This window comes from Acidimicrobiales bacterium, from assembly GCA_040219515.1.
In the GTDB taxonomy this organism is placed as follows: domain Bacteria; phylum Actinomycetota; class Acidimicrobiia; order Acidimicrobiales; family Aldehydirespiratoraceae; genus JAJRXC01.
The window spans coordinates 57644-76857 of sequence record JAVJSI010000014.1 but is presented as its reverse complement, the minus strand read 5'-3'; the positions used below and the strand labels follow the sequence as shown (position 1 = coordinate 76857).

The window sequence follows — 19214 nt, the reverse complement described above, 5'->3', positions numbered from 1 at the left end:
CCGAGGGTGGCGAGTCGGGCGTACCCCGCGAACGCGAAGAACAACAGCCCGGCCGACTCCAGGGGTGGAGAAGACGCGCCAGAGGGAAGGCTGGGTCGTATCGACCCTTCTGGAGCGTATTGACCCTTTGGCGGCGATGCTTCACCTCGACTGATGGCGACCCGAATCAGCTTCCGGGGGGCCGGGCTGAAGACGTGCGAATAATCGCGAGCACCTCGTCGGGTTCATCCGGGGTGATGGCGACTCGGAGCCAGCGGCCAAGGTCGAGAGATAGAGCGCGTGACTTGGCGGAGCGCTTGCGGTCCCAATGGAAGAAGGTTCGCGGCCGGAGCGGGCCGATTCCCACGAGTTGGTGTCGGCCGGTGCCGAAACCAAGTTCGATCGACTCGACACCGACGACGTCGTCGTATCTGATGCGCTGGGGCCGGCCGGGTAGGTAGTAGTTCTTCACGGTGATCCCGATGTCGTCGAGGGTCACCACTTCGTCGTCATAGGTGGCCATTGCTGGCTCCGTTCTTGGGTTGGGTTTGGGTGGTCACCCAGGCGGTGACGAGGTCGGTGACTCGTTGATCGAGCGGCTCGCGTGCCTGCTTCTTGTAGGTCCGCACCGAGCCGATTCCCTGCTCGGCTCGCAGGAGATGGGTGACGTCGTCGACCAGATGCCCGGCGAAGGGCGTTGCGACGGCCTGTTCCATCAGTGCTACGTCGTCGGGGTTGACCTGGATGTCTTTCGTGCCGGTGATCGCGAGCACTGGTACGGCCGCTCGCCGTAGCGCGTCGACCGGTTCGAAGGCCATGAACTCGCGGAACCACTTGGCGTTGAGCTTGACGAACTGGATGCGGATCACGTCTTCGGCGGAGGACTCGATTCGGACGAGTCGCTTCATCTGGGTTCGTACGAGGTCTTGTCGGAGCAGCTTCATGAGCCACTTCACGGGCCGGGGAAGTGTTGCTGCGACTTGTCGTGCCTGCCATCGGAGGACGTCCTTTCCGTTGGTGGCTGCGCCGGCGAGCAGGGCGACGCCGGCGAGTGCCTCGTCCGAGGCGAGGGTGGACGCGATGAGCGCCCCCTCACTGTGGCCGATGATGACGACCCGGTCCGGGTCGACCTCGGATCGGGCTCGCAGCGCGTCGAGCGCGGCTCGCGCGTCCTCGACGTTGTCGTGAAAGCCGGCGGACAGGAAGTCCCCATCGCTGCGACCCGCACCGCGTTTGTCGTAGCGGAGCGACATGATGCCCTCGGCCTCGAGGTGGGCCGCGATCTGGCCCATCACGTTGATTGGCAGACGTTTGGCGTTGGAGTCTCGGTCGACGGGCCCTGATCCACTGATCAGGAGGGCGGCCGGGCCGGGGCTCGCGCCGCCTACCGTCAGCGTTCCCTGAAGTGTGAGCGTTCCCGCTGGAATGGAGATTTCTGATTCGGTCACCGTTGTTGTCCTTCCCGACTAGGCGGGCTATTCTCGCTCATGAGAATGTTATCAGTGTTGAGAATATCCGCAACCCGGCGAGGAGAATGTCGATGATCGAAACCCGAGACCTGCTCCTCCACCCGGTACGGCTCCGAATCGTGCAGGCCCTCGTTGCCACCCCCATGACGCCACTCGAATTGAAGGAGCGGCTGGGCGATGTGGCACAAGCGACGCTGTACCGACACATCAACCAACTTGCCGATGGTGGGCTCCTCGAGGTGGCAGAGGAGCGATCCATCCGCGGAACCGTCGAACGCACCTACCGAGTCGTCACAACGTCAGTGGCTCTCGGTGACAGCGAACTGGAGTCAGCAACGGCCGATGACCACTTCCGCTACTTCGCCACATTCGTCGGGACCCTCCTCGCGGACTTCGCGACCTATCTGGACCAAGGCAAGCCCGCGCTGGGTCGCGATCGGGTCGGCTACCGCCAAGTAGCCATCTGGCTCACCGACGAAGAGTTCGATACACTGGCCGCCACCGTGGCGACCGCAGTGCAGGCGCATACCGACAACGCCCCCACGCCAGGAAGACGCCGACGAATCCTCAGCACCATCGCCATGCCCGACGGCCACACGAGGAAGGCCTGAAGCCAGCTGGCTCCGTACTGCTCTCGACCGGACGCCCATCGAGAACCTGAGCTTCGCGCTCGTCAGGCCTCGGCACTCCGTCGAAGGCAACAGGCTGCAAGGACGTTCCCGTCAAGAGCTCGCCCCTCCAGTAGCGGCAGGTCTGACACGTCCGAGCGCGGCGGGCGTGTTGCGTGACAGATCGGTTCGCTCACCTCGCCAACACCTTGTCGATCTGATGCTGCTCCCAGGTCGATCAGGAACCCGCCGGGGACCGACCGGCGAGCCCCCGCGATGCCTCCACTGCTGCTGCAGCGAACAGACCTGGGCTGCGATCATGGAGCGGGCCGACGTCATGGGGTGTGATGGTCCTGTGCGCTCTGGGCGATGAAGTCGGTGCTCAGTGCGATCCAGTGTTCCATGGCGGCGTTGACGGCGGCTCGGTCGTGGGTGGCAAGCAGGTCGAGGAGCAGCCCACGAGTCACGGCGAGGCCGAGGCGGGCATAAGCGGCCGCGGCGTCAGGGGCCACGCCCATCGTCTCGACGAGTTCGGCCGCCGGGCAGATCCATGACTCGACGATGTCGGCGAGGAACTCATTGGTGGCTGGTCGGTCGTGGAGTGCTTGTGCGTAGACCTCGAAGAAGAGGCGCTCGTTCGGCCAAAGCGAGGGATCGGAGATATGCCGCCACCAAGCGCGCTGCACATCCTGCAGTGACATCGACGGATCGGGTTCGAGGTCTTCAAAGGCTGCCAGTTGACGGCGCTCCACCTCTTTCACGATCGCCGTCCACATGCCGTCCTTCGATCCGAAGTGGTGGCTGAGCATCCGGTGGCTGGTTCCCAGCTCGGTGGCCAGCCGGCGCAGCGAGAGGTCGGCGAGGCCGTGCTCGGCCACGTAGTCGATCGCTGCGTCGAGGAGTTCCTGGCGGACGTCGGGCTTGGCCACCAGGAAAATGTACCACTTGGTTCATCAACTGATGTACCATCTGGTACATGATCAACCCTGTCATCGTTTCCATCGACGTGCCCCATGACGTCGAAGAGGTCTTCGACTTCCTCGACGTCATGGCCAACCACGAGCCCTTCAACGACCACCTCATGCGCGACTGGGAACTGTCTGGGCCCACGCGAGGCATCGGATCCAGGGCGCGGGTCCACACCCGTGCCCTCGGCGTGAGCGACATCGTCGACATCGAGGTCGTCGACTCGGAGGCCCCGATCAGGATCGTCGAGGTGAACGTCGCAGCCAAGGCCAAGCGCACAGGTCAGGGCACCTACACCTTGACCCCGCTCCCGGGCGGCGGCACCCACATCACCTTCGAGTACCGATGGCTCGTTACCCCAACGCTCGACCGACTCACCAAACCACTGGCCCGGGCATACATCAAACGAAACAACACCACCGCGATGCGCCGCCTCGCCGAACAACTCGATGCGGCACGCGGAGAGCCAGCACCCACCCTTGACCTGCCTAAGGCTATTAGTTACTCGCTCTGAGCAGCATCATCCAAGATGTGATCGACGACCACCTCGCCGATCCCCGGCACGAGCGCTCGATCCGCCAAGTCATGCTCGAGCACTTCCGCGACGACTGGGAGGCGATTGTCGCCGGCGGATTCCATTTAGAGATCGAGCAGTTCATCTCCCGACGCCGAGCCCTCGTTCGCGAGACTCTTCGAGGTGACTTCGTCAAGTCGCACGGTGAGAAGGTCATCGCGAACGCGCTCTTCGAACACGGACTCGACTACGCCTACGAACTCCACCTCGATCCTCGCGGACGACAAAGCCCTGGCCTCAGTGATGCTGTGACCAGGGCTTTTGTGGTGGCGGGGGCAGGATTTGAACCTGCGACCTTCGGGTTATGAGAACGTTGAGACAGTTTCTCGTATCGGGCGCCTGACCTGCGAGAACGGGCGTTTGCCCAGCTCAGCGGCCGTTTCGAGCGGCGCCGGTGTTCCCCGCTGCAACCCGTCGTTCCCTGCTGTTTACGTCTGTCCCGTGAGTTTTCTGTGAGCTTTTCTCACGCCACCTGGACGGCGTCGGTGAGCTTGTCGGGCACCTCGGACGGGAACGACAACACGAGATGCCGATCGAGCGCCGTGGCCACTCGGGCGAGGGTATCGATCCGGTTCTTCGCGCCACCGCCCTCTTCCAGACGCGAGATCACCGACTGCGTCGTACCCATCCGCTCAGCCAACTGACGCTGACTCAACCCAGCCTCGGTTCGCAGGTCATAGATGAGCTGACCGAGATCGAGATCGAACCGTGTCGCGGCTGGCTCCGTTGGCTGGTCGCCTCGGCCGCGCCGCACAACGTCCCATGAAGTGTGTCCGGTCGACGAGACCCTGGTCATGCCGGTTCGGGCTCGACGGTTTCGCCGATTCCGACCTCGACTTCGTCGTCGTTGTAGACCGCGGTGATCTTCAGCTTGCCGCCAGTTGCTTCGATGAACCTAGCCAGCGTCGCAAGGTGCAGATTCTCTCGCCGTTCCAGACGCGACACCTCGCCCTGGGTCATACCCAGCTCTTCGGTCAGTTGTGCCTGAGTCAGCCCACGCGCCTTGCGGAGTGCTGCCAGGGTTTCGACCCGTCGGGCAAGAGCCGCCGTCTTGGCCTCAACCATCCGAGCAACATCGGGGTCCGCCAGAGCAGCGTCCCGGGTGGCATTGACCCGTTCGGTTGCGGCTGCGAAGTCTTCGTCGGTGAAGTCGTCGGCGGCGTCGGGAACCATCGGCGGTCTCCTGGTGGTCATCGTGTCCTCCTGATTGTGGCCTTGTGGTCGGGGTGGGTCCGTTCCCAGTCGGTGACCATGCTTGCGTTGTCGATCTTGTTGACAACTGCGGGATACCAGTCGTTGCCCGAGGTCGTCTTGTCACCCACCAGCATCACGACCGCGACCTCGTCGCCTGTGGCCTGGTCGATGAACCAGACGTAAGGGATCCGCAGGACCGGCGGCGAGTCGGCGTAGGGCGTTGCCGTCGTCGGCGGAGTTCGCCGCAAGGCGAAGGTGCGATATCGGGAAGTGACAATGGGATGGCTGATCGCGTCGGGGTGATGATTGTCCTCCTCAACGTCGTGACCGAACTCCTCGAGCGCATTGAGCAACGCTGTCACGTCGCCGAACAACTCGAGATGCGCATCGGAGCCCGAGGCGAGCCCAGCCAGCTGTTCGTACTGACTCGCGAACATTGGGTGGAACTCGACCCGTACAGACGGCACTCCACAAACATAACGTCGGCTGTATTATGCTGTCAAGGTTATGTTGGGATCGGGAGGCGGGGTTCCTGCCCGGCGCTGTGCCGCCCTTCGGCCTCGAACACGACCCGCGCCCGCAACTCCCCTCCGCCGGCGTGCTCGGCGATGTGTGCGGGTTGATCCACCTGCTCGGAGACGTCGAGCGGGTTGAACCTTGTCACCTACCTGACGTACCCTCCGCCGCGATCGCTTCGGATTCCGACAACGCTCAATCGGTCCCCGTGGTCGGTGCGATGGGTTGGGACAGGAGCGCTCGCGGGTAGTAGTCGATGAGGCCGGCTTCTTGCCAGTGGGGGTAGGCGTCGATCATGGCGGCTTTGTAGTCCTCGCCGTTCGTTGCTGCGGCCAGGTTCGCCTGGGCGGTACGGATGTAGTTGATCGTTTCGCCATACACCGCGGGGTCGGCCGGCGGTCCGTGGCCGGGATACACCCTGGCGGGTGAGTCGATCTGGAGTTCTTCGAGGATGGAGATCCAGCGATCGAGGTTCGGGGTCAGGAACAGGTGTGTCTCGTTGAAGACGAGATCGCCGGTGAAGATCGCATCATGGTCGGGAAGGGTGATGACCATCTGGGCCCGGGCTTCGACGTCGAGGTATTCCTCGGCGACGTAGTCGATCCCGTCGATCGTGAACGCACCGTCGAGGATCTCGATGTCTCGGTTCCCGGCGTCGATCAGTTCGGCAACGGCCGCTGTGGTGGCCACAGGAACGTCGGCGAAGGCGGTGTTGAGGCCGCCGACATGGTCGGAGTGATCGTGGGTGATCAACACCGTGACGATCGGCTTGCCGAGGGAATCGACCGCGGCCCGGAATTCCTCCGGGTCGCCACCTCGATAGCCGGTGTCGACAACGACGACCGATGTCGACGATTCGACGACGTAGTTCCCGGTGTTCAGGCTTGGGCCGAGGTAGGAATGAATGGTGATCTCATCAATCGGTTCGGCCGTCATGTCCGCCGTGGGAGAGCCGGCATCGCGTTCGGTGGTCGGGAGCGCTGGGGTGTTGCCATCGCTGCCACACGCAGCGCCGACGAGCACCATGCAGACAGTGGCGAGACCGAGCCAACGGCGACTTGTGTTTGGGAGTGGTCCGGTCATGACGGTGGGAGCGAGGATGAGAAGGCCAACACGTTGAGCACGGTTGCCACCGCCCAGAACGGGGCGAACACGATCCCGACGTTGCGTCCGTGTCGCGACACTCGGGGGTGGTTGCCGAGGAATCGGATGCCGGCGTGATTGGCGTTGACGAGCATGAACAGCGCCGCCATCACGCCGAGAACGAGGTGCAGTGGGTTGCGTTCGGTGAGGGTCAACGTCAGCCCGTAGATCACCCCGGCGACGACCGAGAGGAACGCCAGCGAGCCTTGGCGTTGCTCGAACAGCATCAAGAAGGTGTAGTCCGATGCCGCCACCTTCTTCTCTTCGGGAACTGCGTCGACGCCGGCATCGAGCATCGCGAGTTGCTCAACGTTTGTCAGCGACCCAGCGCTGCTCGGTCGTCCCGGCCCGAAGAACGGGAGCACGTAGTTCACGATCCAGCGAGACAGCATGGGAGAGGCCACCTCGACCGAGTGGAGCACTCCGGGCGCCAGACACAGCAGCAGGGCAATGGTGGAAACGGTCGTGTCATCCATGTGGAACCTCGGCAATCACGTGAGTGAGATCGGGATCGGTTGCGGCACCGTTCGAAAGGAGCGTCATGGCCGGGTCAGTACTTCGGTCAGTCCGAGTTCGTTCACGACGTTGTCCTGGATTGGTTGGGAGAGGCGGTTGAGTTCGGGGACCCCGTGTTCGATGCCGACGTGGGTCCGCATCGGGCGCTGTCCCGGCTCGGCCGCGGCCAACGCCAGGTAGGCGTCGACGACGAGTCCGTTGTCGGGGGCTGCGTCGGTCGTGAAGAACTCGGCGAAGTAGGCGAGCATGCCGGCCGGGACGTCGCTGAGCGGTCCGTAGTCGTCGAGGACCTCTCGGCGGGCCTCTGGTTGGACCGAGTTGATGAGATTGGTCGGAAACGGCCCAGGTTCGACGAGCGCAATGTCGACTCCGTGGGGTGCCATCTCATAGCGCAGGCTCTGGGAGTAGGCCTCGACGGCGAACTTGGTGGCGCCGTAGGTGCCGAAGTACGGGTAGGCGACACGACCGGCCGTGGATGAGGTGTTGATGATGAGCCCGCTGCCGGCTCGGCGCATGGTGGGCAGCACGGCCTGAGTCGTGCGGATGACGCCGAAGTAGTTGACGTTCATCTGTTCGTTGGCCTGTTCGAGGCTGTAGGCCTCGGTGTGGCCGATGTACATGATCCCGGCATTGTTGATCAACACGTCGACGTGGCCGTCGGAGTCGATCACCTGCGCGATGGCAGCATCGACCGATACGTCGTCGGCCACGTCCATGTCGAGCACTCGGATCTCGCCCTCTGCGGCTTCGAGCAGTTCCTTGGGTTCCCGGTTCGATCCGTCTGCGTTGCGCATCGTCGCCCAGACCCGGTAGCCCTCCTGGGCGAATGCCATGGCCGACAGGTGGCCGAACCCGTTGCTACTTCCCGTGATGATGATGTTCTTCATCGGGACCTCAGAACTTTCCGTTGTCGTGGGCCATCTCGGCGGGGATCTCGGAGATCACGTCCCAGTGTTCGACCACGAGACCGTCTTCGAGCCGGAGGAGGTCGTAGTAGGCGGTCGGGACGTCGCCGAGGGTCCCTTCGGAGATGAACAGAACGAAGTTGCCTTCACCGATGATGTGATGAACCTTGGTGTAGCTGAGCGCATTGCCCTGCTCGGCCTGGGCGGCGAAGCCGGCGCCGAGGGCCTCGAGACCGTCTCCCCACCACGGATTGTGCTGGATGAGGTCGGGAGCGAAGAACTCCGAGATGCGGCTGAAGTCGCCGTCGATCAGTACGGTCTGGGTGAACTCGGCGACCAGCGCTTTGTTGGCTTCGGTCTGGTCGAGGTCGGTGACCTCGGTCGGCCCGTCGGTCAGTGTTCGGCCCGAGACGTTCGGTTCGGCCGGTGGCTGGAGGTTGTCCCAGTGCTCGACAACCTTGCCGTTCTCGATGCGGAACACGTCGAACGCCACCAGTGTCGGGGCGCCGAACAGATCGGCATTCTCGTAGGTGTTGTGCATCGCCACGAGGTCGCCGTCGGTGATGATCCGGTGCGTGGTGACCGAGATACCGCTCTCTTCGAGCGCTGGGATGAACTCGAGCACAGCTGCCGCACCGGTCGGCACGCCTGGGTTGTGCTGGATGTAGTCCGGGGCCAACAGTTCGGCGGCTGCTGCGGGGTCGAAGTCGGTGAAGAGTGCGTCGAGGGTGGCGGTCGCCAGTTCGGTTGTTGTCATGGTGGCTTCTTCCTGTTCGTGGAGGGTTGTCTCGGTTGGCTGGGTGCTGGTGGCCGGTTCGGCAGCCGTTGTCGAACTGCCGCACGCGGCGCCCGCAAGCGAAAGTGCGACAAGCACCGGCGTGAGGATCTTCATGTGGTGCTCCCTGATCGTGTGCGACGGGCGATTCGTTTACGTACCGTCTGGTACGCAAAGAAGATATGGAACGAGGACCTGGATGGCAACCCGGGCGTACCGAAAGGTACGAAAATAGTTTCCGGCCACGACTTGCGCCGTGCTCGAATTGCGTACCGACAGGTACACTTGGATGCTTGCCCTCGAGAGAAGCGATTCCGGAAAGGTCGAACATGGAGGTCGAATCGAGCGAGAACCGCCCGAGAGGTCGGCCAAAGACGATCGACCGTGACCGCGTGATCGACGTCGCGATGGACAACTACTGGCGTGAAGGGACCGACGCCGTATCGCTCAACGAACTCTGTCGCCGCGCCGGCGTGTCAAAGCCCGCCCTCTATCGGGAGTTCGGCGGCGAGGACGGCTTGATGGACGCCACCCTCGAGCACTACGCCGAAACGGTGCTCGCACCCATGCTGGACCTCACGACCCACGACGATCCGTTCGAAGACGTCCTGGCGTCAATGATCGACATCATGATCGACCTCGACCGCGACATGCCGCCTGGCTGCCTCCTCGCGAAGATGCGCGTGCTGTCATCGCGGCTCGGCGCAGCCACCCAAACCCGGACCAACAACCTCCGAGTCGAGGCGCAAGCCCGCTACGCAGACTGGGTCGAACGGGCAAAAGCGCGAGGAGACATCACCGCAGACATACCAACCACCGTCGCTGCCGCCTTCATCGACAACCAGTTCACTGCGCTGCTCACTCAGGTCGCGCTGGGTGAGGACCCGGACATGCTGCGAGCGCAGTCCCGCCTGACCTTCGCCGGGCTCACCGGCACGACTGGTGCCATCGACACCTCGGCCTGGTCTGACGACGAACGGTGACGGGCGCGCCGGCTGATCTCGGTCGACTGACCCAGCGCCGTCGGAAGACGCGCCGGTAGACGACTCTCCCAGCGCACAACGTCAAAGGCCCGGAAACCGTTGAGTTTCCGGGCCTTTTCGTTGGTGGCGGGGGCAGGATTTGAACCTGCGACCTTCGGGTTATGAGCCCGACGAGCTACCAGACTGCTCCACCCCGCGACTGACGAAGCTACAGCCGGTCTCCGGGTGCAACAACCTCGTCAGAAACGACCAAAGGCCCTTTCGCGCCGCTGCGATCCGGAATACTGCTGGTGCATGCCGAATCCGCTGACGCCCGCCGCCGCTGTCGATCTCATCGCGCCGACCGACTCGCTCGCCGTACCGCTCGGGCCCGGTGTGCCCGGGCAGTTCCTTCACGCCCTCGGTGCCCGCACCGACTGGGTCGACCTGCGAGTCTCGGGTGCCCTGCTCCCCGACCTCTACGAGCTGTTCACCCGCCCCGGCGTGTCGTTGCGCAGCGGCTTCTACGGTCCCGCCGAGCGGTTCCTCATCGCCAGCGGTGCCGCAGTCGAGTTCGTCCCCGCCGACTTCCGTCGGTTCGCCCCGGTGCTCGAGGAGTTGCGTCCGAGGGTGATGGCCACGGCGGCGACCCCGCCCGACGCCGACGGCTGGATGAGCCTGTCGCTGCACGCCGGCGCAACCGTTGCCGAGCTGCGTCGGGCCGCGGCCGACCCCGATCGGATCTGCCTCGTCGAGACCAGCCCGGCCTTCCCCCGCACGTTCGGGCTTCCGCCCGACCATCGCCACGCGCTGCATGTCGACGAGGTCGACGTGATCGTCGAGGGCGACGGCACCCCGTTCGAGCTGGCCGACGCGGAACCCACCGAGGCCGAGCAGACGATCGCCGTGTTCGCGGCCGACTACGTGCCGGACGGCGCCACGCTCCAGACCGGCATCGGCGGCATCCCCAACACCGTCGCCGCCCTCCTGGCCGAACGATCGGGCGGCGGCTACGGCATCCACTCCGAGATGTTCACCACCGGCCTCATGCACCTGTGCAAGGCCGGCAAGGTCACCAACGACCACAAGGGCGAGTTCGACGGGTACTCGGTCACCACGTTCGCGGCCGGCACCGCCGAGCTCTACGAATGGCTCGACGGCAACGAGCACGTGCGCTTCCTCCCGGTCGACGTGGTCAACTCACCCGAGAAGATCAGCGCCAACCGCGAGATGATCACCATCAACGGCGCCATGAGCGTCGACCTTGCCGGCCAGGTGATCGCCGACACCATCGGCGGCCGACAGTTCTCCGGCATCGGCGGCCACGAGGATTTCATCGCCGGCGCCGGCCTCGAACTCACCGACCGTTCGCTGATCTGCCTGCCGTCGACCGCCACGATCGACGGCGCCCTCCGCTCCCGCATCGCAGGTCCCACCCCGGCTGGCGCGATCGTCACCACACCGCGCCACCAGGTCGACGTGGTGATCACCGAGTTCGGTGCGGCCGAGCTGGCCGGACGATCAGTGCGCGAGCGGGCCCGCGCCCTTGCCGCCATCGCCCACCCCGACTTCCGGACCGAACTCGAGGAGCAGGCCGAGCACTGGCCCGGCTAGTCACTCGGGGGGCACCTCACTCAGGAGAAATGTCGATCTCGAAGTTGCCGACGTCGCCGAGTCCGATCTTCTCCTTCTTGCGCACCGGCTGCTTGACCGGCAGCACGTACTCACCGGTCTTCGACGGGAAGATCGACGTCCGCCACTCGCTGGTTCCGAGCCGCACCCGCACCGGCACCGAGCCGAAGCCCCGGCGGGGCAGCTCCATGTCCCGGATGTCCTCGGAGATGTCGATGGGCACGCTGACCAGCGCCATCGAGATGTCGTCACGGGCGTCCCACTCGGTCAGTTCGGAGGAGAACGAGAACGTGGCGTCCATCCGCGCGACGGTAGTGGTCATGGATGTCACCATCGAGCCGCTCTCGTGCGGCACCCTCACCGCCGGTCGATCGATGTTCGAGGCCGGCGCCGGCGACAACCCGGTCGAGCTACCGGTGCCGGCCTGGCTCATCCGCCACGGCGACGATCTCGCGCTCTTTGACTGCGGTATGCATTCGGCCCTGACGGATGACGGACCGGATCGAGAGGTGGTCGAACTGTTCTTCGATCTCGGCGTCGGCACCGATGATCTCATCGCCGCCCAGCTCGCCGCGCACGATGTCGAGCCGGGGGAGGTCGACGTCGTGATCCTGTCCCATCTGCACTTCGACCACGTCGGCGGCCTCGCCCAGATTCCGAACGCCCGAGTGCTCGTGCAACGCGACGAGTGGACAGCCGGCTTCGACGCCGACCTCGCCGCGGCCAACACGTTCAACCCGACCGACTACGACCTGGGCCACGACATCGTTCAGGTCGACGGCGAGCACGACGTGTTCGGCAACGGCCGGGTCACGTGCATTCCGACGCCGGGGCACACACCGGGTCATCAGTCGTTGCGGGTCCGCGTCGGCAACGGCCGCGAGGTCGTGCTGTGCGCCGACTGCGCCTACTTCGCCGAGACCCTCGACGGAGGACCGCTCCCACCGATCGGCCACGACGCCGAACGACAGGCGGCGAGCATCCGACATCTCCAGGATCTGCGCCGGTCGGGCGCGTCCCTCATCCCCGGTCACGACGAGGCCGTCATGGCTGCCCTTCCCCGCCGGATCGACTGATCGACTTTCCCTTTCACCGATGGCCTGTGCGAGAATCATCTAGATGATTGAATCTTTTGAGGACGCCCGGAAGGGAGAGTTCCGCAACGCGGTGGACCCGGCCGCCGCCCGCCGCTATCGCGACGAGGGCTGGTGGGGGGACGTCACCCTCGTCGACCATCTCCGCCGCCACGCGGCCGAGCGCCCCGAGGCCGTCAGCTACATCGCCGACGACGGCACCCTCACCTGGGCCCAGCTCGACGCCGTGAGCGACCGTATCGCCGATGTGATCATCGATCTCGGCATCGACCCCGGCGCCCGGGTCGCGGTGCTCATCCCCGACACCGCCACCGTGCACGCCGCCTTCCTCGGTCTCGAGAAGGCCGGCGTCATCACCGTCGGCATCGGCGCCCGGGCCAACAGCAGAGAGGTCGCCCATCTGCTCGAGAGCACCGGCGCCGCCGTGCTCGTCACGCTGTCCACCCATGCCAAGGGCACCGCCGCCGAGCTCCGCACCGCGGTTCAGGCGCTCGGGGCGACCATCACCACCCACATCGAGCTGCCCGTCTTCGAGGCCCACCCGAGTGGCGCCATCATCGTCGACGGGGCGCCGCACGACGTACCGTCGGCCACCGACATCGACGAGCGCCGCATCGGTCCCGACGACCTCTCGTTCATCAACTCCACCTCCGGCACCACCGGCCTCCCGAAGTGCGTGCTGCACTTCCAGAACCGCTGGCTGTACTTCCACAAGGTGGCCATGCGCCACGGCGAACTCAGCCCGGACGAGGTGGTGATGTCGCTCGTGCCCGCCCCGTTCGGCTTCGGGCTGTGGACGGCGCACTACACGCCAATCGTGCTCGGCGCACCCACCGTGATCAGCCGCCGGTTCTCGGCTCAACGCACACTGGAGCTGATCGAGGAGCACCGCGTGACCATGCTCGGCTGCGTGAGCACCCAGTTCCTCATGATGCTCAACGAAGCGACGTTCGACGAACGGGACCTGAGCTCGCTCAACGCAATGTTCACCGGCGGCGAGGCCGTGCCCGAGCATCGGGCCGCCGAGTTCGAGGCCCGCAGCGGCTGCACCGTGCTCCAGTTCTACGGATCCAACGAGACCGGAGTGCTGTCGGGCACCATGCCGGCCGAACCGCTCGAGCGCCGGCTACGCACCGCCGGACGACTCGTGCCCGAGATGCACGTCCGCCTGTTCGACGCCGACGGGGTCACCGAACTCGACATTCCCGGCGAGGGCCGGCCCGCCTGCCGCGGCCCGGCCACCTGCCTCGGGTACCTGGACCGTGAGGCCAACGCCGGCTTGTTCACCGCCGACGGCTGGATGCTCATGGGCGACCTCTGCACGATCGACGACGAGGGCTACCTCACCGTCACCGGTCGCATCTCGGACTTCATCATCCGCGGGGGCAAGAACATCTCGGCGTCGCAGGTGGAGGACGAGGTCAACACCCATCCCGCTGTGGGGCTGAGCGCGGCGGTCGCCATCCCCGACGAGATCTTCGGCGAACGGGTCTGCGTCTACGTCGAACTCATCGAGGGCGCCACGCTCACCCTCGAGGACCTGCTGGCCCATCTCGACGAGCGTCAAACCGCGATCGAGATCCGCCCCGAGGCGCTCGTGGTGCTCGATGAACTCCCCCGCTCGAGCGGCGGCAAGATCGCCAAGGGCGAGATCGCCGCCGACGTCGAGACGCGCTACCGCTGAGCGGTCGAGGGCACGGACGTCGGTTCTCAACCTCGGGATCTGGCGCTGGGGGGATCCTTCGATCCGGCCGGGCCATCCGGCTGACCAAACGTCATCGGCCCCAGACGGGATTGGCGTCGGCCGGCGGCCGCTCGTGGTCGCGAACCGGGTCCGGCGCGGTGCCGTCACCGAAGGGGCGGCCACCGAGATGTTCTCGTTCGTGCGCGGCCCCCCACACGGCGAGGTCCGGACCGAGTGGCACGATGCCCGACGGGTTCACCTGCCGGTGCACCTCGTAGTAGTGCTGTTTGATCTGCGGGAAATGGATCGTGTCGCCGAAACCGGCGGTCTGGAACAGGTCGAGGGCATAGCCCCTCAGCGCGGGCATCTCGATCAGCTTGTTGCGGTTGCACTTGAAGTGGTTGTGGTAGACCGCGTCGAAGCGGACGAGGGTCGGCCAGAGACGGAGGTCGGCCTCGGTGATGGTGTCACCGACCAGGAACCGCTGGGTCGACAGGCGCTCCTCGAGCCAATCGAGGCGATCGAAAAGCCGCTGGTAGGCCTCTGCGTAGGCGCCGGCATCGGTGGCGAACCCGGCCTCGTAGACCGCATTGTTCACGTCTTCGAAGTTGCCCTGGGCGACCTCCATGATCTCGTCGCGGTCGCCCTCCGGGAATAGGTCATGGGCGCCCGGCCGGTGATGCTCGACCCATTCCTGCCCGAAGTCGAGGGTGATCTGGTGGAAGTCGTTGGTGACGACCTGCACCGATTCGACGTCGACGATCGCCGGCACGGTCACGCCGCTACCCGCATCCGCACCCCGGTTGTCGTAGGCCTCCTTCAACAGATGGATACCGAGCACCGGGTCCTTCTCGCCGGGATCGAGATCGAAGGTCCACGACTCCTCGCCGTGCGTGGGCCCGGCGAGGGCCAGCGACATCGCGTCTTCGAGCCCGTAGAGGCGGCGGGCGATCAGCGCCCGATTCGCCCACGGACAGGCGCGGGCCGCCGCGAGGCGGTACTTCCCGGCTTCCACCGGCCAGCCGTCGGCCGCGTCCCGTGTGATCCGCGTGTCGATGTAGTCGGTGTCTCGCTCGTAGGCGCCGGTCTCGTCTGCGTACTCGGTCTCTGAACCCATGCCGTCGGCTCTTCCCCGTTCCGCGGGCTCCCAACCCTGATGTCCGCAACCCTCATGTCGGTGCGCGGGCGCCGGTCGTTTCGCTCGCCGACTCGGTGGGTAGAGAAACATCGTGAAGAAGCTCATCTACCCACTCCTCCAAACCGGCGCCACCATTGCCGCGGCCGCAGCGGCCCGAAAGCTGGCATCGTCGATCTGGCGCGGAGAACACACGCCACCGATCAATCCCGCCGACGAAGAAGTGAGCTGGACCGAAGCGGCAGCGTGGGCTGCGCTCTCGGGGCTCCTCGTCGGCGCGGCGCGAGTCGTGGCTCGCAGAGGAACATCGGCCGGATGGAAGAAGGCGACCGGCAATCCCGCACCCGCCTGACCGGCATTCGACGTCGGCGAGGTCAGCGCATCCGCTTCCAGACGAGGTCGGTCTCGACCTCGTCGTCGACCCATGAGCCCGGGTCCTCGCCGGCCACATGGCCGAGCAGTCCCCGATAGACGCCATAGCCGACGAGCCGCCGGAGACGCGGCGGGAGCGTGGCGACGTACTCGCGGTCGAGGGCGAGCAGTTGGCTCTCCTCCTGCCGCAACCAGCCTGCGCAATAGTTGCAGACGATGAACACGCGGCGATCGGCGGACCGGTTGGCCCCGCCGCCGTGCCAGAGCGAACCGTTGTACACCAGCACGCTGCCCGCTCGCATCTCGGCCATCGCCGTCTCGGCCGACTCCCCCGGCCGCGGACGCGTGGGGTCGGAGTGCGAACCCGGCACGAAGCGGGTGGCGCCGTTCATCTCGTCGAAATCGGTGAGGGCCCACAGCGCCACGAGCGCCAACGGCTGATGCGGCCGTGGCAGCGGGATCGAGCCGTCGTCGGCGTGCAACGGCTGCGCCTCCTGCCCCGGATTGGTTTCGACCGCGGTCAACGACGACAGCAGCAGATCGGGGTCGAGCACTGCCTCGGCGACGGCCAGCACCGTCGGATCGATGGGCACCGCCCCGAACCCGGCGTCGTGGGCCAACAGGTTGAACACCCGCCGGGTGTGGCTCCCCAGGAAGGCGTTCGCTCCGAACGGGGTCCGGTCTCTCGCCATCGTCGCGTCGACCAGATCCCTCAGCCCGGCGACCGTCTCGGGGTCGATCACGTCGGGAAGGATCGTCCACCCGTCGGTGGCGATCTGTTCGACGGCCGACGCGACCGTGGCGGTGTCGCTCACTTGTCGGGCCGTTCGGCCAACAGGCCGGGGAAGACGACGTTCTCGGGGTCGAGCGCATAGACCGGCGCCCACGCGAGGTGGCGTTGGTTCTCCGCCGCCGCGCCGGCCATGTCGCCCGCTTCGATCAGGTCGATCAGGGCCTCGTGATCGTCGACTCCCTGCTGGCGATAGGCACGATCGGGAAAGTCACCCTGGCCGTCGTGGAGTTCGGCCCAGGCATCGGCGTGCGCCGTCCACACCGACTCGAGAGCCCCCACGACCAACGTCAGAGTGGGGCTGCCGCAGAGCTGGACGAGCGCCTCGTGGAACTCCCGCGACACGATCGTGAACTGGCGCACATCGTCGATGCACGCGGCCGCCCGAGCGTTCACATCGCGCAACGCAGGGACCACCGTCTCGGCCCGGTCGTCTCGACCCGCGCACATCGCCACACACTGCGATTCGAGCTGATTGAGCGCCCTGGCGACGTCGTCGACCGGCGCGCCGGTCGAACGCAGCACCGTACCGAGCACGTAGGCCGCGTTGTCCAGGCCCGGCCGGTGCACGACCGCACCGCCGACCTTGCCCCGTCGCACCGACAGCAGCCCTTCGGACTCGAGGATGCGCAACGCCTCGCGCATCGACGGCTTCGAGACACCGAACTCCTTGAGCAGATCCTCCTGCCGGGGCAGCTCGTCACCGTCGTCGAGTTCGCCGTCGAGGATCCGGCGTCGAAGTTCGGCCACCACCAGGTCGGCCACGTGCGGTGCGCGATACTTCTCCTCGGCCGACCGGTCACCTCGTATGGAGGGGACGGCCAGCAGCGGGTCCGAGTTCGACGGTGACGCGGGCGTGCTCATCGGGTGGTCATCGTTCTCGGTCCGCCAGGATCGTCGGGTTGACAGTTCGGTGCAAAGCACAAAACATATAGAAGATGACTCGGTGTGTCACTTGGCATCGGCCCCACACCCACCCGTTCGGAGTACCCCATGCGCAGCATCGATGATCTCGCCGGCGACTTGTCGTTCACCACGGCCGCCACCGGTGCCGACCGGACCGTCACGTTTCTCCCCGAGCCGGAACGAGCGCCGCGCCGGCACCTGGTGATCTCCGCGGACGACCACGTGGTCGAGCCGCCGGACACGTTCGAGGGACGGATCCCCGCCCACCTCGTCGACCGTGCCCCGAGGGTGGTCGAGACCGATGGCGGCCGACAGACCTGGCTCTACGACGGCAACGAGCTGCCCAATGTCGGATTCAACGCGGTGGTCGGTCGGCCGGTTTCGGAGTACGGCTTCGAACCGACCCGCTTCGACGAGATGCGCAAGGGCGCCTGGGACATCCACGAACGCATCGCCGACATGGACATCAACGGGGTCTATGCCTCGGTGAACTTCCCCTCGTTCCTGCCCGGCTTCGCGGGCCAGCGCCTCCAGACGGTCACCAACGATCAGGAACTGGCCATGGCCTCGGTGCGAGCCTGGAACGACTGGCACCTCGAGTCGTGGGCCGGCCCCTACCCCGACCGCATCATCCCGTGCCAGCTGCCGTGGCTCCTCGACCCCGAGGTCGCGGCCGACATGATCCGCGAGAACGCCGAGCGCGGCTTCAAGGCCGTCACCTTCTCCGAGGCCCCGGACAAGCTCGGGCTCCCGAGCCTGCACTCCGGCCACTGGGAGCCGTTCCTCCAGGCCTGCGCCGAGACCGAAACGGTCATCAACCTCCACATCGGCTCGGCCGGCGCGTCGCCCGCAACATCCGACGACGCGCCGCCCGACGTCGTCGGCGTACTGTTCTTCGCCTACGCCATCTACGCCGCCGTCGATTGGCTCTACTCGATGGCCCCGGTGCGTCACCCCGACCTGAAGATCTGCCTGTCCGAGGGCGGCATCGGTTGGGTGGCCGGCCTGATCGACCGGCTCGACCACATGCTCAGCTACCACGACATGTACGGCACGTGGACCGACGAGCTCACGCCGTCCGAAGTCTTCCGCCGCAACTTCTACTTCTGTGCCGTCGAGGACCCCTCGGCCTTCGGTCAACGCGAGCGCATCGGCGTCGACCACATCCTCCTCGAGTCCGACTACCCCCATTGCGACTCGACCTGGCCCCGCACCCAGGACATCGTCGAACGCGAGATCGGCTGGCTGCCCGAGCACGACCGGCGTCGCATCACCTGGGAGAACGCGTCGGAGCTCTACCGGCACCCCGTGCCCGAGTCCGTCGTCGCCGACCCCGAGAACTGGTAGCCGGCGCCGACTCGGCGACGAGCATGACCGCCGATCTCGAAGCCCGCGTCGACCGGCTGGAGTCGCTCGACGCGATCCGTCAGCTGGCAGCCAAATACGCCGTCTCGCTCGACATGCGCGATCTCGATGCGCATGTGAACCTGTTCGCTCCCGACATCCGCGTGAGCCGTGACCTCACCGGGCGGGCTCACCTCAAGCGCTGGCTCGACGACACCCTTCGACTCCAGTTCACCGGCACTGCGCACCACATCGGCAATCACGTCATCGAGTTCGACGATGCCGACCATGCCCATGGTGTCCTCTACTCGAAGAACGAGCACGAGACCGGCGACGAGTGGGTCATCATGCAGATGCTCTACTGGGACGACTACGAGCGCATCGACGGCGACTGGCTCTTTCGCCGGCGCCTGCCCTGCTACTGGTACGCCACCGATCTGAACCGACCACCGGTGGGCGACACCAAGATGCGCTGGCCCGACCGCGAACCCTACGACGGTGCCTTCCACGACCTCTTCCCCTCGTGGGAGGAGTTCTGGGCCCACCCGCCGGGCGACGACGAACCCCAGGTCGCCGACCCGGCGCCGCTCGAACAGTTCCTCACCACCATGCGCCGGGGCGCGCCCGACCCCCGTATCCGGGTGCGCTGA

At 65.9% G+C, this 19214-nt stretch carries 24 protein-coding genes and 1 tRNA gene; 10 read left to right on the top strand and 15 right to left on the bottom strand.

Translation table 11 applies throughout. From position 1 onward, the window contains the following. Positions 1-166: 166 nt before the first annotated feature. Both RIB98_13720 and RIB98_13715 read right to left on the bottom strand, forming a co-directional pair. Entirely contained in the window at positions 167-502 is a 336-nt protein-coding gene (locus RIB98_13720; GenBank protein ID MEQ8842034.1) for a hypothetical protein, read from the bottom strand. Next, positions 489-1271 (bottom strand): alpha/beta fold hydrolase, encoded by a 783-nt coding sequence (locus RIB98_13715; protein ID MEQ8842033.1) that lies wholly within the window; start codon positions 1269-1271, stop codon positions 489-491. Before RIB98_13715 ends, RIB98_13720 begins: the two co-directional genes overlap by 14 nt. Positions 1272-1513: 242 nt before the next feature. Between RIB98_13715 and RIB98_13710 the strand changes: the two genes are divergently transcribed. Continuing rightward, positions 1514-2059, top strand: a complete 546-nt coding sequence (locus tag RIB98_13710; protein MEQ8842032.1) for a helix-turn-helix domain-containing protein — start codon at positions 1514-1516, stop codon at positions 2057-2059. Between the two features lie 332 nt (positions 2060-2391). On the opposite strand, the gene RIB98_13705 is transcribed toward RIB98_13710, so the two are convergent. After that, positions 2392-2985 carry a TetR/AcrR family transcriptional regulator gene (locus RIB98_13705; GenBank protein MEQ8842031.1) on the bottom strand — a complete coding sequence of 198 codons (594 nt, stop codon included), beginning with the start codon at positions 2983-2985 and terminating at the stop codon, positions 2392-2394. A gap of 47 nt (positions 2986-3032) precedes the next feature. On the opposite strand from RIB98_13705, the gene RIB98_13700 reads away from it, so the two are divergent. Beyond that, positions 3033-3536: an SRPBCC family protein gene (locus RIB98_13700; GenBank protein MEQ8842030.1), complete on the top strand. Its 504-nt coding sequence runs from the start codon at positions 3033-3035 to the stop codon at positions 3534-3536. A 17-nt stretch (positions 3537-3553) separates the two neighbouring features. Further along, positions 3554-3904, top strand: coding sequence for a hypothetical protein (locus tag RIB98_13695; GenBank protein ID MEQ8842029.1), 351 nt, complete (start codon positions 3554-3556; stop codon positions 3902-3904). 155 nt (positions 3905-4059) lie between these two features. Here RIB98_13695 and RIB98_13690 read toward each other — a convergent pair whose 3' ends face one another. The 7 genes from RIB98_13690 to RIB98_13660 all read right to left on the bottom strand — a co-directional run bounded on the left by RIB98_13690 (position 4060) and on the right by RIB98_13660 (position 8627). Then, complete coding sequence (locus RIB98_13690) at positions 4060-4392, bottom strand: helix-turn-helix domain-containing protein (GenBank protein ID MEQ8842028.1); 333 nt, start codon at positions 4390-4392, stop codon at positions 4060-4062. Continuing rightward, positions 4389-4769: an XRE family transcriptional regulator gene (locus RIB98_13685; protein MEQ8842027.1), complete on the bottom strand. Its 381-nt coding sequence runs from the start codon at positions 4767-4769 to the stop codon at positions 4389-4391. The genes RIB98_13690 and RIB98_13685 overlap by 4 nt, the downstream gene beginning before the upstream one ends. 17 nt (positions 4770-4786) lie before the next feature. Continuing rightward, a complete protein-coding gene (locus tag RIB98_13680) occupies positions 4787-5227 on the bottom strand; it encodes a hypothetical protein (protein ID MEQ8842026.1) in 441 nt (146 codons plus the stop codon). Positions 5228-5501: 274 nt separating this feature from the next. Continuing rightward, entirely contained in the window at positions 5502-6332 is an 831-nt protein-coding gene (locus RIB98_13675; protein ID MEQ8842025.1) for an MBL fold metallo-hydrolase, read from the bottom strand. 53 nt (positions 6333-6385) lie between these two features. Continuing rightward, on the bottom strand, positions 6386-6925 hold the full coding sequence (locus RIB98_13670) for a hypothetical protein (GenBank protein MEQ8842024.1): 540 nt from the start codon (positions 6923-6925) through the stop codon (positions 6386-6388). A 63-nt stretch (positions 6926-6988) separates the two neighbouring features. After that, positions 6989-7852, bottom strand: coding sequence for an SDR family oxidoreductase (locus RIB98_13665; protein MEQ8842023.1), 864 nt, complete (start codon positions 7850-7852; stop codon positions 6989-6991). Between the two features lie 7 nt (positions 7853-7859). Beyond that, positions 7860-8627 (bottom strand): nuclear transport factor 2 family protein, encoded by a 768-nt coding sequence (locus tag RIB98_13660; protein ID MEQ8842022.1) that lies wholly within the window; start codon positions 8625-8627, stop codon positions 7860-7862. 410 nt (positions 8628-9037) lie between these two features. Between RIB98_13660 and RIB98_13655 the strand changes: the two genes are divergently transcribed. Next, entirely contained in the window at positions 9038-9628 is a 591-nt protein-coding gene (locus RIB98_13655) for a TetR/AcrR family transcriptional regulator (protein ID MEQ8842021.1), read from the top strand. 121 nt (positions 9629-9749) lie between these two features. Here RIB98_13655 and RIB98_13650 read toward each other — a convergent pair. After that, positions 9750-9826 (bottom strand) — tRNA-Met (locus RIB98_13650). A 96-nt stretch (positions 9827-9922) separates the two neighbouring features. Between RIB98_13650 and RIB98_13645 the strand changes: the two genes are divergently transcribed. Then, positions 9923-11221, top strand: a complete 1299-nt coding sequence (locus tag RIB98_13645) for an acetyl-CoA hydrolase/transferase C-terminal domain-containing protein (protein MEQ8842020.1) — start codon at positions 9923-9925, stop codon at positions 11219-11221. Between the two features lie 16 nt (positions 11222-11237). Here the strand turns inward: RIB98_13645 and RIB98_13640 are convergent, their stop codons facing one another. Further along, positions 11238-11561, bottom strand: coding sequence for a DUF1905 domain-containing protein (locus RIB98_13640; GenBank protein MEQ8842019.1), 324 nt, complete (start codon positions 11559-11561; stop codon positions 11238-11240). On the opposite strand from RIB98_13640, the gene RIB98_13635 reads away from it, so the two are divergent. Beyond that, positions 11560-12315, top strand: coding sequence for an N-acyl homoserine lactonase family protein (locus tag RIB98_13635; GenBank protein ID MEQ8842018.1), 756 nt, complete (start codon positions 11560-11562; stop codon positions 12313-12315). The genes RIB98_13640 and RIB98_13635 overlap by 2 nt on opposite strands. Before the next feature lie 43 nt (positions 12316-12358). Continuing rightward, the gene (locus tag RIB98_13630) at positions 12359-14017 is read left to right on the top strand and encodes a class I adenylate-forming enzyme family protein (protein MEQ8842017.1); all 1659 of its coding nucleotides are present in this window, start codon (positions 12359-12361) and stop codon (positions 14015-14017) included. A 91-nt stretch (positions 14018-14108) separates the two neighbouring features. Here the strand turns inward: RIB98_13630 and RIB98_13625 are convergent, their stop codons facing one another. Then, positions 14109-15134, bottom strand: a complete 1026-nt coding sequence (locus RIB98_13625) for a glutathione S-transferase C-terminal domain-containing protein (GenBank protein ID MEQ8842016.1) — start codon at positions 15132-15134, stop codon at positions 14109-14111. A gap of 112 nt (positions 15135-15246) precedes the next feature. On the opposite strand from RIB98_13625, the gene RIB98_13620 reads away from it, so the two are divergent. Then, entirely contained in the window at positions 15247-15504 is a 258-nt protein-coding gene (locus tag RIB98_13620; GenBank protein MEQ8842015.1) for a DUF4235 domain-containing protein, read from the top strand. A 22-nt stretch (positions 15505-15526) separates the two neighbouring features. Here the strand turns inward: RIB98_13620 and RIB98_13615 are convergent, their stop codons facing one another. Both RIB98_13615 and RIB98_13610 read right to left on the bottom strand, forming a co-directional pair. Then, positions 15527-16339, bottom strand: coding sequence for a phytanoyl-CoA dioxygenase family protein (locus RIB98_13615; protein ID MEQ8842014.1), 813 nt, complete (start codon positions 16337-16339; stop codon positions 15527-15529). Next, on the bottom strand, positions 16336-17178 hold the full coding sequence (locus RIB98_13610; GenBank protein ID MEQ8842013.1) for a GntR family transcriptional regulator: 843 nt from the start codon (positions 17176-17178) through the stop codon (positions 16336-16338). Before RIB98_13610 ends, RIB98_13615 begins: the two co-directional genes overlap by 4 nt. Positions 17179-17307: 129 nt before the next feature. Between RIB98_13610 and RIB98_13605 the strand changes: the two genes are divergently transcribed. Both RIB98_13605 and RIB98_13600 read left to right on the top strand, forming a co-directional pair. Beyond that, positions 17308-18567 carry an amidohydrolase family protein gene (locus tag RIB98_13605; GenBank protein ID MEQ8842012.1) on the top strand — a complete coding sequence of 420 codons (1260 nt, stop codon included), beginning with the start codon at positions 17308-17310 and terminating at the stop codon, positions 18565-18567. A gap of 23 nt (positions 18568-18590) precedes the next feature. After that, on the top strand, positions 18591-19214 hold the full coding sequence (locus RIB98_13600; protein ID MEQ8842011.1) for a nuclear transport factor 2 family protein: 624 nt from the start codon (positions 18591-18593) through the stop codon (positions 19212-19214).

What these genes read in the sequence shown, in the direction of transcription:
- RIB98_13720 (MEQ8842034.1), bottom strand. Translation starts at nt 502, where the DNA reads ATGGCCACCTATGACGACGAAGTGGTGACCCTCGACGACATCGGGATC.
- RIB98_13715 (MEQ8842033.1), bottom strand. Translation starts at nt 1,271, where the DNA reads ATGGGCCAGATCGCGGCCCACCTCGAGGCCGAGGGCATCATGTCGCTC.
- RIB98_13710 (MEQ8842032.1), top strand. Translation starts at nt 1,514, where the DNA reads ATGTCGATGATCGAAACCCGAGACCTGCTCCTCCACCCGGTACGGCTC.
- RIB98_13700 (MEQ8842030.1), top strand. Translation starts at nt 3,033, where the DNA reads ATGATCAACCCTGTCATCGTTTCCATCGACGTGCCCCATGACGTCGAA.
- RIB98_13690 (MEQ8842028.1), bottom strand. Translation starts at nt 4,392, where the DNA reads ATGACCAGGGTCTCGTCGACCGGACACACTTCATGGGACGTTGTGCGG.
- RIB98_13685 (MEQ8842027.1), bottom strand. Translation starts at nt 4,769, where the DNA reads ATGGTTCCCGACGCCGCCGACGACTTCACCGACGAAGACTTCGCAGCC.
- RIB98_13680 (MEQ8842026.1), bottom strand. Translation starts at nt 5,227, where the DNA reads ATGTTCGCGAGTCAGTACGAACAGCTGGCTGGGCTCGCCTCGGGCTCC.
- RIB98_13675 (MEQ8842025.1), bottom strand. Translation starts at nt 6,332, where the DNA reads ATGGTGCTCGTCGGCGCTGCGTGTGGCAGCGATGGCAACACCCCAGCG.
- RIB98_13670 (MEQ8842024.1), bottom strand. Translation starts at nt 6,925, where the DNA reads ATGGATGACACGACCGTTTCCACCATTGCCCTGCTGCTGTGTCTGGCG.
- RIB98_13665 (MEQ8842023.1), bottom strand. Translation starts at nt 7,852, where the DNA reads ATGAAGAACATCATCATCACGGGAAGTAGCAACGGGTTCGGCCACCTG.
- RIB98_13660 (MEQ8842022.1), bottom strand. Translation starts at nt 8,627, where the DNA reads ATGACAACAACCGAACTGGCGACCGCCACCCTCGACGCACTCTTCACC.
- RIB98_13645 (MEQ8842020.1), top strand. Translation starts at nt 9,923, where the DNA reads ATGCCGAATCCGCTGACGCCCGCCGCCGCTGTCGATCTCATCGCGCCG.
- RIB98_13635 (MEQ8842018.1), top strand. Translation starts at nt 11,560, where the DNA reads ATGGATGTCACCATCGAGCCGCTCTCGTGCGGCACCCTCACCGCCGGT.
- RIB98_13640 (MEQ8842019.1), bottom strand. Translation starts at nt 11,561, where the DNA reads ATGACCACTACCGTCGCGCGGATGGACGCCACGTTCTCGTTCTCCTCC.
- RIB98_13630 (MEQ8842017.1), top strand. Translation starts at nt 12,359, where the DNA reads ATGATTGAATCTTTTGAGGACGCCCGGAAGGGAGAGTTCCGCAACGCG.
- RIB98_13625 (MEQ8842016.1), bottom strand. Translation starts at nt 15,134, where the DNA reads ATGGGTTCAGAGACCGAGTACGCAGACGAGACCGGCGCCTACGAGCGA.
- RIB98_13610 (MEQ8842013.1), bottom strand. Translation starts at nt 17,178, where the DNA reads ATGAGCACGCCCGCGTCACCGTCGAACTCGGACCCGCTGCTGGCCGTC.
- RIB98_13605 (MEQ8842012.1), top strand. Translation starts at nt 17,308, where the DNA reads ATGCGCAGCATCGATGATCTCGCCGGCGACTTGTCGTTCACCACGGCC.
- RIB98_13600 (MEQ8842011.1), top strand. Translation starts at nt 18,591, where the DNA reads ATGACCGCCGATCTCGAAGCCCGCGTCGACCGGCTGGAGTCGCTCGAC.